The organism is Streptomyces sp. GSL17-111, assembly GCF_037911585.1.
In the GTDB taxonomy this organism is placed as follows: Bacteria; Actinomycetota; Actinomycetes; order Streptomycetales; family Streptomycetaceae; genus Streptomyces.
The window spans coordinates 340,333-355,010 of the sequence record NZ_JBAJNS010000001.1 but is presented as its reverse complement, the minus strand read 5'-3'; the positions used below and the strand labels follow the sequence as shown (position 1 = coordinate 355,010).

The window sequence follows — 14,678 nt, the reverse complement described above, 5'->3', positions numbered from 1 at the left end:
CGCCGCCGCCCGCCAACGCCGGCTGCCGGCGGACCGCTCCGTCGCGGGACGCCGGCAGCCGGGAGGCGCGGTCAGGCCGCCGGGGCCGGGTAGGTCGGGTACTCCACCCCGGAGACGTGCTGCACGACGCGGACGACCTGGCACGAGTAGCCGAACTCGTTGTCGTACCACAGGTACAGGATGGCGTTGTCGCCCTCCACCTTCGTGGCCCCCGCGTCGACGATCGAGGCGTTGCGCGAGCCGATGAAGTCACTGGAGACCGCGTCCGGTGCGCTGATGAAGTCGATCTGGCGCTTGAGGGGCGAGGTCAGGGACACGTTGCGGAGGTAGTCGAGCACCTCGTTGCGGGAGGTCTCCCGGGCGAGCTGGAGGTTGAGGATCGCGATCGAGACGTCCGGCACCGGGACGCGGATCGAGCTGCCGGTGATCTTCGCGTCGAGGTCGGGCAGGGCCTTGGCCACGGCGGACGCGGCACCGGTCTCGGTGATGACCATGTTGAGCGGCGCGGACCGCCCCCGGCGGTCGGAGTTGTGGTAGTTGTCCAGCAGGTTCTGGTCGTTGGTGAACGAGTGGACGGTCTCCACGTGGCCGCGCAGCACGCCGTACTCGTCGGCCATCGCCTTCAGCGGCGGGACGATCGCGTTCGTCGTGCAGGACGCGCAGGACAGGATCTGCTCGTCCGGCTTGATCATGTCGTGGTTGACGCCGTGCACGATGTTGGGGACGTCGCCCTTGCCCGGTGCGGTGAGCACCACCTTGGCGATGCCGGGGCGCAGGTGTTGCGACAGGCCCGCACGGTCGCGCCACCGGCCGGTGTTGTCGATGAGGATCGCGTCCTTGATCCCGTAGGCGGTGTAGTCCACCGCGGTCGGGTCGTCGGAGTAGATCACCTTGATCTCGTTGCCGTTGGCGACGATGGTGCTGTTCGCCTCGTCCACGGTGATGGTGCCCTGGAACTGGCCGTGGATGGAGTCGCGGCGCAGCAGCGAGGCGCGCTTGACGAGGTCCTGCCCGGCGCCCTTGCGGACGACGATGGCGCGCAGGCGCAGTCCGTTGCCGGAGCCCGTCTTCTCGATCAGCAGCCGGGTGAGCAGGCGGCCGATGCGGCCGAAGCCGTAGAGGACGACGTCGCGCGGTTCGGGACGCTCGATCTTGCCCTCGCCCGTGGCGCCCGCGACGGCCTCGGTGGTGAACTCCTCGACCGACAGCCCCCGGTCGTCGTTCTTGTACAGGGCGGCCAGCATGCCGATGTCGATCTGGGACGGGCCGAGGTCGAGGGTGGCCAGCGTTTGGAGGAAGGGCAGCGTCTCGGTGACCGACAACTCCTCGCCCGCGATCTGCCGGGCGAAGCGGTGGGTCTTGAGGATGCTCACGACGGACTTGTTCACCAGGGAACGGCTGTGCAGCAGGATCGTGACGTCCCGCTCCCGGTGCAGCCTCCCGATGATCGGAATCATCGATTCCGCGATCTCTTCGCGGTGCTTCCAGTTGGTGAACGAGTCCACGGTGACAGTCACAGATCCATCTTTCGAGCTAGGCGGTGCTCACATGTTAACCGGCCATCATTTTGATCGTTCATTCGGTGCCACCTGCGACCGCCCCCTGTCGCGTCGTGTTTTGTGCCGGTTGAGGAGGAAACCACAGCTTTGGTCCACCCACTGATCCGGAGGGAGGCCGCATCCATGGCCAAGGGCAAGAAGCTCAGGAAGGGCGACCGGGTGAGCTGGCCGAGCCACGGCACACAGGTGCCGGGGACCGTTCGGAAGAAGATCACCAAGCGCACCCGTGCGGCGGGCCGCACGGTGGACGCCTCCCCCGAGGAGCCCCAGTACGAGGCGGAGAGTGAGCGCTCCGGACGCCGTGCCGTGCACCGGCCGCGCGCCCTGCGCAAGAAGGGCGGGTCGTGACGATGGCGGGAGCGGACCGTGACGAGGTGATCGACGCGTTCGGCCGGGCGGTCAACATGACCCCCGCCGAACTGGAGCGCTGGCTCGCCACCGACGCCTCGCGGGAGGTGGGACAGCGGCCCTCCGGCGGCGGCGAGAGCGTCGGCCACGCCTCCGGGCGGCGCATCGTCGAGCTGAAGCGCACCAAGCGGTCCGACCTCACCGAGGACGACCTCGCCCACATGCGCAAGGTCGTCGGCTACGTCCACCGCCATGCCGTCCAGCGTCCCCGGGGCGACGTGCGCGCCTCGCCCTGGCGGCACTCCCTGATGAACTGGGGCCACGACCCCCTGGCGGACGACGCGGGGGAGTGAGGCCGCTCACGTGTGGGTCGCTCAGGCGCGAACCGCTCAGGGCGCGTCGTCCGGGCCGCGTTCCCGGGCGGCACGCAGCACGTCCTCCAGGTCCGGCAGCCGTTCCAGCTGGCGCACCGCGCGCACCGTCCGGTGGTTGCGGGCCAGCCGCTCGCGGTGCCGGTGCACGAACTCCCAGTACCCGGCCGTGTAGGGGCACGCACGCTCCCCGGTGCGGTCGCCCGGCCGGTGGACGCACGGCCCGCACAGGTCGCTCATCCTGTTGATGTAGGCGCCCCCGGACGCGTACGGCTTCGTGGTGATGCGGCCGCCGTCGGCGTACTGGGACATCCCGATGACGTTGGGCAGCATGACCCAGTCGTAGCCGTCCACGAAGCACCGGTGGAACCAGTCCGTGACCGCTGCGGGATCCCAGCCGCGCTGCAACGCGTGGTTGCCGAGGACCATCAGCCGGGGGATGTGGTGCACCCAGCCCCGGTCGCGCACCTGCGCCAGGGCCGTCGACAGGCAGCGCGCCTCGACGGCCTCGGCGTCCAGCGAGGTGAACCACTCCGGCAGCCGGCCGTGGTGGCCGAGCGCGTTGTGCCGCCGGTAGTCGGGGCCGAAGTGCCAGTACAGGTGCCACATGTACTCGCGCCACCCGGCGACCTGCCGCACGTAGCCCTCGACCGAGTTGAGCGGGGCACGGCCCGCGCGGTAGGCCCCTTCTGCCGCCTCGACGCACTCGGCCGGGTCCAGCAGCCCGAGGTTCATGGGGGCGGAGAGCAGGCTGTGGCTCATCGCCCAGTCCTCGCCGAGCATCGCGTCCTCCCAGCGCCCGAACGTCGGCAGCCGTCGCTCGACGAACGCGCGCAGGGCGCGGCGCGCCTCGGCCCGGTCGGCCGGGAACAGGCGCGGGGCGTCCCGGCCCACGAAGGAGACCAGCCCCTCCCGCTCCCAGCGGTCCAGGTCCTCGCGGACCTCCGCGTCGATGGCGTCCTCACGCGGCCGGTACGGTGCGGGCACCGGAAGGACCTCCGCGCCCCTGGGCGGGCCCTCGCGGTTGTCGGCGTCCAGGTTCCAGCGCCCGCCGACGGGCCGGTCCCCCTCCATCAGCAGCTCGTGCGTACGCCGGACGGTGCGGTAGAAGTCCTCCATGCGCAGCCGTCCCGCGCCGGTGGAACCGACCCACCGGCCGAACTCCTCGAAGGGAACGAGGAACCCCCGCGCCGGCAGCACCCGGACGCCCGGCAGCGACCGCACGAACCGCAGCGCGGCGTGCGACGTGGGGTGGTGCACCGTCACCGGCGCGTCGCCCACGGCCCGGTCCAGCCCCTCGCGGTAGGTGTCGGCCCGGACGTACCGCACCCGGTCGCCGAGCTCCGCCGCGCGGTGGCGCATCGCGGACAGCAGCAGATGGGCCTTGGCCCGGTGGAACCGGCGCCGCCGGAACACCGCCCGGGACTCGATCATGACGACGGTGGCGCCGGGGCGCAGGAAGTGCGGTCCCAGCTGGTCCCCGAACAGCCAGTGGAAGGCCGGCTCGTCCGGTCCGTCCGCGTCGTCCTGCTCGTCCTGCTCGTCCGTGTGCACGTGGGTCCCTCCGCTCCTGTGGTCACCGGTCAGTGTCACGTGTCGCGGCCGGTGACCCGCCGCGACGCGCGGGGGTTTGCGCGCGGCGGCGGCACGGTAGGTGTGAGGGCCTGCGCCAACCCCACCGGACGGTGGCTGACGGGAGAGAGCCGGACCATGTCGACGTCCTCCGAGAGCACGCTGTACACCGCATCCGTGGCCTCCGCGGGAGACCTGGTGCGGATCGACGCCGACGGGCGGACCCTGCCCGTGAGCGCACCTCCGGCGCTGAACAGCGGGGACGGGGCCGCCTGGAACCCGGAGCAGCTCTACGCCGCCGCGGTGGCGACCTGCCTGCACCAGACGCTCGGCGTCGTCGGCAGCGAGATGGGCGCGGACCTCGGCGGCAGCAGCGTCACGGCGGAGGTCTCGCTCCGGCACGACGGCGCGATGCGCTTCTCGTTCAGCACGCGGATCGCCGTCGACCTGCCGGGGGTGGACGAGGACACCCGCGAGCGCGTCGTGCGCGAGGCGATGCGGTCGTGCCCGGTGGCCGCCGCCGTGTCCACCGTGGAGACGGCCGCGCCGAACTGAGCCCCGAGCCGACCGCCTCCGGGCGCCGCCCGGTCCCACGGGCGCCCGGGCGCCCGCGTCACCCCGTCACCGGCGCGCGGCGGCGGCGCGCACGGCGTCCTCGATGCCGGGGTGGGCGAAGGTGAACCCGGCGTCCAGCAGTCGGGCCGGCACGACCCGGGTGCTGGCGAGCAGCTCGTCCGCGAAGTCCCCGAGGGCCAGCCGCAGTGCGGGGGCGGGCGCGGTGAACACGGCCGGGCGGCGCAGCACCCGTCCCATCACGGCGGTGAGCTCGGCGTTGGTGACGGGCCGGGGGCCGGTGACGTTGACGGGCCCGTCGAACCGGTCGTCCGCCAGCAGCCGACGCAGGGCCGCGACGTGGTCGCGCAGGGAGATGAAGCTCCAGTACTGCCGACCGTTCCCGACCCGGCCGCCCAGCCCGGCCCGGAAGAGCGGCATCAGCCGCTGCCCCCAGGCGCCGCCGTCCCCCGAGACCACCATGCCGGTGCGCGCGAAGACCGTGCGCACCCCGGCCTTGCGCGCGGGCGCGGCAGCCGCCTCCCACTCCCGGCAGACGTCGGCCAGGAAGCCCGAACCACCGGGGGCCTCCTCGTCCACCGGACGGTCCCCGGTGTCCCCGTAGTAGCTGATCCCGCTGGCGCACACCAGCACGCGGGGAGGCGTGGGGAGGGCGGCCACCGCCTCGGCGAGGGTGGTCGTCCCCCGGACCCGGCTGTCCCTGATCCGGCGCTTGTACGCGGCCGTCCACCGGCGGTCGCCGATCCCCGCGCCGGCCAGGTGCACCAGCCCGTCGAGGCCGTCGAGCGCGGCGGGGTCGACCCGGCCACCGGACGGGTCCCACCGGGCCTCGTCCGGTGCGGTCGGCCGCTGCCGCACGAGCCGGACGACCTCGTGGCCGTCGGCCCGCAGCGAACGCAGCAGCGCGGAGCCGATGAGTCCGCTGGAACCGGTGATCGCGATGCGCACAGTGCCCTCCTAGGTGCCCGGCCTCGGACGGCGGGCCCGCGCGGCGGTGGCGGCGTTCCCGCGTCAACTGCCGCCACCGTCCCCGCACCCGCCGCCGGAGCGCAAGCCGCACCGCTTGCGCATCGATTCGGAGCCGGACGCCGGACGCCGGACGCCGCACGCCGAAAGTGATGCCACCGCGCCGGGCCTCAGGGCTCGTCGCGTGCCCGGTCGGCGGCCTGGGTGGCGGCCTGGCCCTCGGTGGCGGCACCCGCCGTGCTCAGCGACCCGCCCGCGCTCTCCAGGTGGGCGCGGACGAACCACTGGAACAGCTCCAGCTGGCGCAGATGCTCGATCAGCATGTCCTGGGTGACGAGGTCGAGGTCGTCCGTCGTGGCCATGGCGTGGCGGTGGTCCTCGATGAGGCCCGTGTAGACGAGGTCGAGGGCCCCGAGGTGCTCGATGGCTCCGGCCCGTCCGACGGCGTAGTCGTCCCACGCGCGCTCGGCCACCAGGACGCCGGGCGTTCCGGGGGGCGAGCCGCCGAGGGTGGCGATGCGTTCGGCGGTGCTGTCCGTCATCTCCCGCACGGCCTCGACCTGCGGGTCGAGCATCTCGTGGACGGCGATGAAGTGGGGGCCGACGACGTTCCAGTGGACGTGCTTGAGCGTGAGGGCCAGGTCGTTGAGCGCGTGCAGACGCCCGCGCAGCAGCTCGATGACCCGCTGCCCCGCCTCGTTCGTGAGGCCGGGAACGGTGTAGCGGGGCGTGGGGGGATGCGTCATGGCGGGTTCCTTCCGAACGCGCGTGAGCCGGGTGACGGCAGGGGCCGGTGGGTCAGGGTCGTGGTGGGTCGGAGGCGGAGTGCCGCGCGCTGGCGGGGGAGAGGGCGCGGGCGAGGGAGCGCAGGAGGACCGAGCGCCCCGCGCGGGGGACGGTCAGCAGCGGGTGTCCCCGCACGCGCCAGGTGGCCAGCAGGGCGTTGGCGGCCTCGAAGCCGGTGGTGGCGGCGCGTTCCATGAGGGCGACCGGGGCGCCGGTGCGCACCAGGTCCCCGGCCAGCACGAGCCGGGGGTGCGGCGTGCGCACGCCGGGACGGTCCTCGTAGCCGCCGGGGGCGAACAGCGGGCAGTCCTGCCGCCACGCGTGCCGTTCGTCGACCGCGACCGCGCCCGCGGTCTCCGGATAGACGCGGGCCAGCTCACGGCGCAGCCGCTCCTGCACCCCGGTGCGGTCGGCGGCCGGATCGACGGCGTAGCCGTGCAGCTCCACGACGCTGCCGCCGGTGCGCCGTGCCCAGCGCGCCGCCTCGCCCTCGTAGCGGTCCAGCACGCTCACGTTGTCCAGCGGCCCGAACCCGCTGGTGCCCAGGAAGCCGGGGCGCCCGTCCGCCACGGGCCGGTCGAACCAGTAGCGGGAGACGCAGAACGGGGGCGCCTGGCGCAGGTTCTCCACGCGCTTGCGCCAGCCGGGCGTCCCCAGGTCGGGCGAGGTGGCGGTGAGCGTCCGCAGGCCGCCGGTGTCCAGGGCCAGCACCACGGCGTCGTACCGTTCGGTGACCAGCTCGGTCGCCGGACCGGTGACGGTCAGCTCGAACCCGCCGTCGTCACGCGGCGCCACCCGTTCCACCCGGCGACGCGTGCGGACGCGGGCCCCGAGCCGGTCCAGATGCGCGGCGAGCGGGTCCCACAGAGCAGTCGGGAAGGGCTCGGCGGGCACGTCGAAGAGCAGCCCCTCGGCGGAGCCCAGGAAGTAGATGTGGAACATCAGGGCCAGTTCGGCGGCCGACAGCTCCTGTGGATCGGCGAAGAAGCTCCGGGAGAAGACCTCGAAGGCCAGGTGCCGGGCGGGTGCGGGGAAGCGCACGGCGTCGAGGAACTCCGCCGCGCTCTGCCCGTCCAGCCGGCGGTAGACGTCCGTGGGGTGCACGTCGAGCAGCGGCAGCGCGGCACGCGGGTTCAGCCCGGCCAGCCCGGCGGCGGTGAAGGTGGGGCTGGTGGCGGCGAAGGCGAGCACGCTCCACGGCGGGGTGCGCGGGATGTGTGCGAAGTGGTCCCGGGCGCCGTCCGCGTGCTGCAGCGGGTAGTCCGGCAGCGGGGTCAGCATCGACAACGCGGGGTCGGCGCGGCGCAACAGGTTGCGCAGGTTGTAGTACTGGCGGAAGAACGCGTGGAAGCCGCGGCTCATGGTGACGTCCGTGCCGTCGGCCAGCGTGGTGCCCCAGCCGCCGACCCGCCCGCCGAGCACCGGTTCGCGTTCCAGCAGCTCCACCCGCACGCCGCGTTCGGCCAGGGCGACGGCGGCGGTCAGCCCGGCGATGCCGCCGCCCACGACGGCGGCCCGTACCGGCCCGCGCGGGCGGGGCGCGCCGGGCGGCGCGGGCCGGTGGACGGCGCGCCGGTCACGGGCCAGCCGGGGACGGCCGGGAGCACGGGTCATCGGGAAGCCTTTCGCAGGGGCCGGGGACGGGGGAGGGGCGGAGTCCGGCGGGGCAGGAACGGCAGTTCGGCCAGGGAGCGGGCCATCGGCCCGACCGGGCAGCGCAGCCCGAGGGCGACGTCCCCGACCGGCCCGGACGTGCCGTCGAGGAAGTCCAGGACGCGGTGCGGCGGGTTGTCCGCGAAGAGCCGGGTGAAGAAGGCGGCACCGTCGATGCGGCCGGTGGCCAAAGCGCGCAGCCAGGCGGCGTCCATGGCCAGGTGGCGGCGCGTGTGCGGGCGCGGCGGCACGGGCGTGCGCCCCGCCCGCAGCGCGGCGGCGACGGCGGCGGCCTGACGCTGGATGGCGGCGAAGGTGTATCCCGTGGCCGGGCGCGTCGCTCCGCTCGCGGCACCGAGGGTGAGGACCGAGTCGCCCGGCCGACGGGGGAAGTGGCCGTCCGTCATGGGGATGACGCCCTGCTCGGTGCCGGTGACCGTGAAGGGCCCGAGCGGCCGGACGCGGCGCGTGTAGTGGTCCAGCGCCTCCCGGTACCCCGCGTCGTCCAGCGGCGCCGGGCCGAACTCGGTGTACTCCACCAGCGCGTCGCGGGGCCCGAGCGGGAGCACGTAGACGAAGGACAGCCCGCCGGGCGGCTGCGGGGTGCGGAAGTCCATCAGCTCCGCGACGCCCGGGTCGAACCGGTCGGTCCCGGTGCGGACGAACCAGCCGCGGAAGTGCTGGAACAGCGTCGTGCGGGAGGGCGGCAGGCGGCGGGGCGGCCGGGAGTCGAAGACCCACCGTCCCCGCAGGCCGACCGCCCGCCCGGCCGCGTCCACGCCGGTGACCCGGGCTCCGTCCGGGCCGTCGTGCACGCCGGTGACGGTCGCGGTCACCAGGTGCACCCGCCGGTCGGCGGCCAGTTCCGCCGTGACGGCGGGCAGGAAGTCGGCCGAACGGATCATCTTGTACCGGACGCCGTCCCACCCGTCACCGGTCACCGCGCGGCCGTCGGCCCCCCGTACGAGGAGCCGGCCCCAGGAGCGGTGGACGAACTCCTCCAGCCCGCCGTCGCCGTACTCCCAGAAGCACCAGGTGCGCGGCGGACTGCTGACCGGCCCCGACGGCGGCTCGACGACCGCGACCGTCGGCGCGGCGCCGGGCTCGGCCGTCAGGTGCCGGGCCAGCGACAGCCCGGCGGCGCCGCCACCGACCACCACGGCGTCCACGTCGAGGCCCCTCACGCGCGCCCCCGGCGGGGACCGTGCGGGCCACCACTCCGATGGCCGGGGGAGAAACCGCCCGGACGGGGTACCGGCGAGGCCGGAGCCGCACACCGGCGGCTCCGCCGTCCGAACGAAAGGTGCCCTCCGTGACCCTGCTCCGCGACGGCGAGCTCGCCACGGCCTTCGACCGGGCGTCCGGCGCCTACGACCGCTTCGTCGGCGCCAGCCCCGGGTACCACACCCAACTGCGCCGCTCGGCCCGGAGGCTGCGGCTGCCGGACGGGGGGCGCGGTCTGCGGGTGCTCGACCTCGGCTGCGGTACCGGTGCCTCCACCCGTGCTCTGCTCGACACGGCCCCCCTGGCCGAGATCGTCGCGGTCGACGCCTCGCCGGGGATGCTCCGCCGCGCGGCGGACAAACGCTGGCCGCCGCACGTGCGGTTCGTCCACGCCCCCGCCGAACGGCTGGCATCCGCCGGGGTCACCGGCCCCTTCGACGCGGTGTTCGCGGCCTACCTCGTGCGCAACCTCAGCGCCCCCGCGCCCGTCCTGGACGCCGTCCGCACCCTGCTGCGCCCGGGCGGACGACTGGCCGTCCACGACTACTGCCTCTCCGGCGCGCGGCGGCACCGGCTGCTGTGGGAAGCGGTGTGCCGGGCGGTGATCATTCCGGCCGGGGCACTCGGGCCCGGCGGCGCGGACCTCTACCACCATCTGCGGCGCAGCGTCCTGGACTTCGACACGGTGCCCCGGCTCGTCGCCCGGCTGTACGCCGCCGGGTACGAGCAGGTGCGGGCGGCACCCGTCCTGGGCTGGCAGCACGGCATCGTCCACACCGTCCTGGCCCGGCGGCCGGGGGAGGGCGGGGACGGCGGGGACGACGCCGCTCACGTCGCCCCCGGGAACCGGCCCTGACCGCGCAGCTCCCGGCGTCGTTCGGCGTACGCCAGGTCGTCGCGCCACAGCCGGGCCGCCGCCCGGCGCATCAGTGGCCGCAGCAGGGGCGCGGCGGCCCGGACGGCCGCGAACCCGGGACGCCGTGAGGTGGCGAGCACGGCCTCGACGACGGCGGTGCGCGGCTCGGCCGCCCCGGGCGCCGTCAGGGGCGTGGCGTGCGTCTCGACCACCGAGCCCGCGCCCTCCCCCTCGACGATGTGCATCACCACCGTGCGCGGTTCCGGCGCGGTGAAGACCGCCCGGACGGGCACGGCCGCCCGCGTTCCGAGCCGGTAGGCGACCTCCACCACGAACCGGTCACCGTCCTCGGGGCGCGGCTCCTCGACGACGGACAGGTGGGTGAAGGCGTACGGGTGGAACCACGCGCCGTGCCAAGGGTCCAGCCGGTTGGCGATGACGTCCTCCGGCTCGCAGGAACCCACCACGGTCGTGACCGCGTCCACCGACGCGGCGCGCCGGGGCCGAGGCGGCACCCGGGGCGCGGGGAGCGGCGGCTCCCCGCCCACGTCGTCCAGCCGCACCCAGGCGAGCACGCCGTCGTCGTGCACCGGGAAGGGTTCCCAGCCCGGCCCGCCCCGCGCGGTGAGTCCGAGGCCGTGCCAGTGGCACACCAGCCGTCCCTCCGTCACCGCCCCCTGGCACAGGGGTGCCCCCAGGTGGGGGCAGGCGCCCGGCCCCGCGGTGAGCTCCCCGGAATCCGCGCGCCAGAGCACGATCTCCCGCCCGGCCACCGTGCGTCCGTGCGGCCGGCCCGGCACCACCTCGCGGCTGGCCGCCAGGACGTACCAGTTGCCCGCCGGACGCGCCTCCGCCCGTTTCAGCGCGTCGGCGATGAGCTGCGGCTTCGCGGCCCGCCAGGTGGGCTCCTGGGCGCTCCACGGCGGGGCGGGCAGCAGCCGCAGCGGACTGCGCCAGGACAGCGTGCGCCTCACGCCGGAACTCCTTCCTCCGCACCCGCCCGGCCGGCCGGGGCGAGGGAACCGCGGACCCGCCCGGCGACGATCGAGGCCAGGCCGCCCAGGGCGATCCCGGCGCGGTGCCGGCGCGGCACGATCGCCCGGTGGTCGATGACGGCGCAGTCGGCGGCCTCGATCCGGCGCAGGATCGCCTCGTAGAGGATGAACGCCGTGCGCACGCAGGGCCGGGAGACGCCGTCCAGCATCGGAATGCCCGCCGCCGCGTGCCGGTAGATGCCCCGCGTGATGTGGATCATCTCCCGCAGCGCGGCCCGTACCCGGTGGTCGGTGTGCCCGGTGGCCCGGCACCACGTCAGCAGCGAGCGGTCCACGCCGTGTGCGGCCAGCAGGTCCAGCGGGAGGTAGACGCGGCCCCGGTCCAGGTCCTCGCCCACGTCCCGGAGGAAGTTGGTGAGCTGGAAGGCCACCCCCAGGGACGCGGCGTGTGGTGCGGCCTCCTCGCGCGGCACCACGGTGCCGAGGACGGGCAGCAGTTGCAGGCCGATCACGGCGGCCGAGCCGTGCGTGTAGACCCGCAGCGCCTGCCAGGTCGGGTACTCGGTGATGTGCAGGTCCATCCGCATGGAGTGCATGAAGTCGGTGAAGTGGGTGGGCTCGATGGCGTAGCGGGCCGCCGTGTCCGCGAGGGCCGCCAGGACCGGGTGGTCGCTGTGCCCGGTGGCCAGGGCCCGGCGCACGGTGGCGTCCAGGTCGTCCAGCGCGCGGGCCCGCTCGGCCGCGTCCGCGTCGGCGTCCAGGTCGTCGACGATGTCGTCGGCGTACCGGGCGAAGCCGTACAACGCGTGCACGGCCGGGCGCTGGCGTGCCGTCAGCAGCCGGGTGGCCAGGAAGTACGTCGCGCCGCCCCGGGCGTTGATGCGGCGACAGCGGGCGTAGGCGGCGCGCAGCGCGTCACCGTGGACACCCGCCGCGTCCAGTTCGCGGGCCGTCATCGCGCACCTCCCGTTCCGGCCGCCGTGAGCGCGGACGCGTCCGCACCGCCCCGCCGCGGACGGCGTGGGCCGCCGGTGACCCGGGCGGCGGCCAGCCTGCCCGAGACGACGGCGGTGGGCACGCCCACGCCGGGCGTCGTCCCGCAGCCCGCCAGGACGACGTTGTCCCACCCCCGCGGCAGGTTGCGCGGGCGGAACGGCCCAGTCTGGGCGAAGGTGTGGGCGGCGGAGAACGGCGTGCCCGCCGCCATCCCCTGGCGTGCCCAGTCGGCCGGGGTGACGACCTCCTCGAACTCCGGCGCGTCCCCGAAGCCGTCCAGGCCGCGCCGCCGGAGCTCGGCGCAGATCTCGTCGCGGTAGCGGGGCGCCAGCCGGTCCCAGTCGCGCGGGCCGCGGTGCAGGTTGGGGCACGGGGCCAGTACGTAGTGCAGGTGCCGCCCCGCCGGGGCCAGGCCGGGGTCGGTGGCCGTCGGGCGGGTCACGAGGAGCGAGGGGTCCGTCATCAGTGAGCCCGTCCGGGTGAGTTCGTCGAAGGTGCGTTCCCACGCGGCGCCGAACGACAGCGTGTGGTGGCCCAGCTCCGGCCACGTCCGCTCCCCGCCCAGGTGGAGGACGACGGCCGAGGGCGCGTAGCGCAGCGCCATCGGGCGGCGTGGCGCCCCGCCCAGCAGGCGGTGCGCGACGGGCAGGTCGCAGGTGAGGACGACGGCGTCGCAGGCGATGCGGCCCCCGTCCGCCGTCCGCACGGCGGCGGCGCGGCCCCCGGCGCGTTCGAGCGCGGACACCTCCGTGCCGAAGACGAACCGGGCCCCGGCCGCCCCTGCGGCGTCCGCCATGGCCCGGGGCACGGCGTGCATCCCGCCCCGGGGGAACCACACCCCGGCCACGGTGTCCATGTAGGCGATGACCGCGTACGCGGCCAGGGCCCGGGTCGGGGGAACGCCCGCGTACAGCGCCTGGAACGAGAAGATCCGCCGCAGCCGCTCGTCCCGCACGAAGCGGGCCACCCTGCCGTGCCACGACCCGAAACCGCCGAGCGCGGCCAGCCGCGCCAGGTCGGGGCCGAGCAGGCCGAGGGGGGAGTCGAAGTTGGCGTCGATGAAGGTCCGCATCTGCACCCGGTACAGCTGTTCCAGCCAGCCGCGCAGCCGCCGGTAGCCCCGGGCGTCCGCCGGGGTGGCGACCCGCAGGATCTCCGCCTCCATGGCCTGCGCGTCGGTGTGCACGTCGATGTGCGAGCCGTCGGCGAAGCGGGCCCGGTAGGCCGGGTCGAGCCGGTACAACTCCACCCGGTCGGTGAGCCGTTCACCCACCGCTCCCATCGCCTCGTCCACGAGGTCCGGCATGGTCAGCACCGTCGGACCGGTGTCGATGTGGTAGCCGGACGCCGATCGGCGGCCGGCCCGGCCGCCCGGCTCGTCGGCCCGCTCCACCACCGTCACCGCCCGCCCCGCCGCCAGCAGGTGCAGTGCCGCCGAGAGGCCGGACAGCCCGGCTCCGACGACGACCACGTGGTCCGTCGCCCCCTTGACCGCCTTCACGCGGCATCACCCCGCCGCGTACCCCGACCCGCGCGGGAACCGGTGTGCTCCCCGGACCGCCCGGCGGTCCCCCGGCGGTCCGGCGCGGTCAGCGGTGCCCGCACGACGTCCTCGATCACCTGGTTCAACTCCTGTTCCACGACGTCGTCCAGACCGGCCTCGGCGATGGCGTCCCGCGCCTGCCCGGTCAGCTCCTCGATGTGCCGCTCCACCACGGTGCGCGCTCCGACCCGGGCCACCGCGGCGCGCACGCGCTCCAGCCCCGCCTCGTCCAGGGCCGCGTCGCCCAGAGCCTCGGTGAGGACCCGCTCGGCCGTCCGGTGTCCACCGGTGCGGGCCCGTTCCATGGCGACGGCCATCAGGTAGGTCGGCGTCCCCCGCCGGACGTCCTCCCCGGCCGGCCGGCCCGCCGAGGACGGCTGCCCGTAGAGGTCCGAGAGGTCGTCGAGCAGTTGGAACACCACGCCCACGGCCTGCCCCGCCCGCTCCAGCGCCTCGCGCGTACGCCGTCCCGCCCCGGCGATCGCGGCCCCCAGCCCGAGGGGCCGTTGGACGGTGTAGAGCCCGGCCTTGAGATGGGCGACCCGCAGCGTCTCCGGCGGCGACCAGGAGCCCGCCGCCTGCCCGTACAGGTCGAGGTACTGGCCGGCCACCATCTCCGTGCGCATGGTCCGCCACAGCGCCCGGCCGCGCCGCCGCGCGGTGGCGGACAGCGCCGTCTCCTCCCACAGGTCCTGCGCCCACACCAGCGCCAGGTCCCCCGCCAGCAGTGCGGCCGAGGCGCCGAAGCGCGCCGGGTCACCCGACAGCGCCCGCGAGCGGTGCAGGGTGGTGAAGGCGGCGGGCGTCGAGGGACTGCCGCGCCGCACGGCCGAGCCGTCCATGAGGTCGTCGTGGATGAGCGCGCACCCCTGGAGCAACTCCAGCGCGGCGCCGATCCGCAGGATGTCGCCCTCGGTGGCCCCCGTGCCGCCCCCGGCCCGCCAGCCGCACCACAGGAACGCCGGCCGCAGCCGTTTGCCGCCGCCGAGCAGGAACCGGGTGAGGTGCCCGACGACATCACCGGTGAACTGGGCACCGACGGTTCCGCTCTCGGCGGCGCGCTCGGCCAGGTACGCGCTCAGCACGTCCTCGACCGCCGGCGCCACCTCGGCCACGGCACCCACCGCACGGTGGGCCGAGGAACCCCGGGGCTCCGTCAGGGCGGGCGCGGGAACGGGTCTTTCCGCCCCCTTCGCGGTGACGGCCGGACGCGTGGTGGCAGGAGTGGGGGCCCGG

At 75.1% G+C, this 14,678-nt stretch carries 14 protein-coding genes; 4 read left to right on the top strand and 10 right to left on the bottom strand.

What is annotated here, in order from left to right:
* Nucleotides 1–71: 71 nt before the first annotated feature.
* A complete protein-coding gene (locus V6D49_RS01655) occupies nt 72–1,517 on the bottom strand; it encodes a glyceraldehyde-3-phosphate dehydrogenase (protein WP_340556426.1) in 1,446 nt (481 codons plus the stop codon).
* A 165-nt stretch (nt 1,518–1,682) separates the two neighbouring features.
* On the opposite strand from V6D49_RS01655, the gene V6D49_RS01650 reads away from it, so the two are divergent.
* Both V6D49_RS01650 and V6D49_RS01645 read left to right on the top strand, forming a co-directional pair.
* Nucleotides 1,683–1,907, top strand: coding sequence for a hypervirulence associated TUDOR domain-containing protein (locus V6D49_RS01650; protein WP_340556425.1), 225 nt, complete (start codon nt 1,683–1,685; stop codon nt 1,905–1,907).
* Nucleotides 1,908–1,909: 2 nt separating this feature from the next.
* Entirely contained in the window at nt 1,910–2,260 is a 351-nt protein-coding gene (locus V6D49_RS01645; RefSeq protein WP_340563609.1) for a DUF3140 domain-containing protein, read from the top strand.
* A gap of 36 nt (nt 2,261–2,296) precedes the next feature.
* Here the strand turns inward: V6D49_RS01645 and V6D49_RS01640 are convergent, their stop codons facing one another.
* On the bottom strand, nt 2,297–3,832 hold the full coding sequence (locus V6D49_RS01640) for a cryptochrome/photolyase family protein (RefSeq protein WP_340556424.1): 1,536 nt from the start codon (nt 3,830–3,832) through the stop codon (nt 2,297–2,299).
* A 156-nt stretch (nt 3,833–3,988) separates the two neighbouring features.
* On the opposite strand from V6D49_RS01640, the gene V6D49_RS01635 reads away from it, so the two are divergent.
* Nucleotides 3,989–4,405, top strand: coding sequence for an OsmC family protein (locus V6D49_RS01635; protein WP_340556422.1), 417 nt, complete (start codon nt 3,989–3,991; stop codon nt 4,403–4,405).
* 66 nt (nt 4,406–4,471) lie between these two features.
* On the opposite strand, the gene V6D49_RS01630 is transcribed toward V6D49_RS01635, so the two are convergent.
* From V6D49_RS01630 to V6D49_RS01615, 4 genes are all read right to left on the bottom strand, one after another.
* Nucleotides 4,472–5,371 (bottom strand): TIGR01777 family oxidoreductase, encoded by a 900-nt coding sequence (locus tag V6D49_RS01630; RefSeq protein ID WP_340556420.1) that lies wholly within the window; start codon nt 5,369–5,371, stop codon nt 4,472–4,474.
* A 188-nt stretch (nt 5,372–5,559) separates the two neighbouring features.
* Nucleotides 5,560–6,135 carry a Dps family protein gene (locus V6D49_RS01625; RefSeq protein ID WP_340556418.1) on the bottom strand — a complete coding sequence of 192 codons (576 nt, stop codon included), beginning with the start codon at nt 6,133–6,135 and terminating at the stop codon, nt 5,560–5,562.
* A gap of 52 nt (nt 6,136–6,187) precedes the next feature.
* The gene (locus V6D49_RS01620; RefSeq protein WP_340556416.1) at nt 6,188–7,789 is read right to left on the bottom strand and encodes an NAD(P)/FAD-dependent oxidoreductase; all 1,602 of its coding nucleotides are present in this window, start codon (nt 7,787–7,789) and stop codon (nt 6,188–6,190) included.
* On the bottom strand, nt 7,786–8,997 hold the full coding sequence (locus tag V6D49_RS01615) for a lycopene cyclase family protein (protein WP_340556414.1): 1,212 nt from the start codon (nt 8,995–8,997) through the stop codon (nt 7,786–7,788). Before V6D49_RS01615 ends, V6D49_RS01620 begins: the two co-directional genes overlap by 4 nt.
* A 143-nt stretch (nt 8,998–9,140) precedes the next feature.
* On the opposite strand from V6D49_RS01615, the gene V6D49_RS01610 reads away from it, so the two are divergent.
* Nucleotides 9,141–9,908, top strand: coding sequence for a class I SAM-dependent methyltransferase (locus V6D49_RS01610; RefSeq protein ID WP_340556412.1), 768 nt, complete (start codon nt 9,141–9,143; stop codon nt 9,906–9,908).
* On the opposite strand, the gene V6D49_RS01605 is transcribed toward V6D49_RS01610, so the two are convergent.
* From V6D49_RS01605 to V6D49_RS01590, 4 genes are read right to left on the bottom strand one after another with little or no spacing between them, the layout of a single operon-like run.
* Nucleotides 9,881–10,882: a DUF5914 domain-containing protein gene (locus tag V6D49_RS01605; protein ID WP_340556410.1), complete on the bottom strand. Its 1,002-nt coding sequence runs from the start codon at nt 10,880–10,882 to the stop codon at nt 9,881–9,883. The genes V6D49_RS01610 and V6D49_RS01605 overlap by 28 nt on opposite strands.
* Nucleotides 10,879–11,859 carry a phytoene/squalene synthase family protein gene (locus V6D49_RS01600; RefSeq protein WP_340556408.1) on the bottom strand — a complete coding sequence of 327 codons (981 nt, stop codon included), beginning with the start codon at nt 11,857–11,859 and terminating at the stop codon, nt 10,879–10,881. The genes V6D49_RS01605 and V6D49_RS01600 overlap by 4 nt, the downstream gene beginning before the upstream one ends.
* Nucleotides 11,856–13,400, bottom strand: a complete 1,545-nt coding sequence (gene crtI, locus V6D49_RS01595) for a phytoene desaturase family protein (RefSeq protein WP_340556407.1) — start codon at nt 13,398–13,400, stop codon at nt 11,856–11,858. Before crtI ends, V6D49_RS01600 begins: the two co-directional genes overlap by 4 nt.
* Nucleotides 13,397–14,557: a polyprenyl synthetase family protein gene (locus tag V6D49_RS01590; RefSeq protein ID WP_340556406.1), complete on the bottom strand. Its 1,161-nt coding sequence runs from the start codon at nt 14,555–14,557 to the stop codon at nt 13,397–13,399. Before V6D49_RS01590 ends, crtI begins: the two co-directional genes overlap by 4 nt.
* Nucleotides 14,558–14,678: the final 121 nt, after the last annotated feature.

What these genes read in the sequence shown, in the direction of transcription:
- V6D49_RS01650 (WP_340556425.1), top strand. Translation starts at nt 1,683, where the DNA reads ATGGCCAAGGGCAAGAAGCTCAGGAAGGGCGACCGGGTGAGCTGGCCG.
- V6D49_RS01620 (WP_340556416.1), bottom strand. Translation starts at nt 7,789, where the DNA reads ATGACCCGTGCTCCCGGCCGTCCCCGGCTGGCCCGTGACCGGCGCGCC.
- V6D49_RS01600 (WP_340556408.1), bottom strand. Translation starts at nt 11,859, where the DNA reads ATGACGGCCCGCGAACTGGACGCGGCGGGTGTCCACGGTGACGCGCTG.
- V6D49_RS01635 (WP_340556422.1), top strand. Translation starts at nt 3,989, where the DNA reads ATGTCGACGTCCTCCGAGAGCACGCTGTACACCGCATCCGTGGCCTCC.
- V6D49_RS01625 (WP_340556418.1), bottom strand. Translation starts at nt 6,135, where the DNA reads ATGACGCATCCCCCCACGCCCCGCTACACCGTTCCCGGCCTCACGAAC.
- V6D49_RS01645 (WP_340563609.1), top strand. Translation starts at nt 1,910, where the DNA reads ATGGCGGGAGCGGACCGTGACGAGGTGATCGACGCGTTCGGCCGGGCG.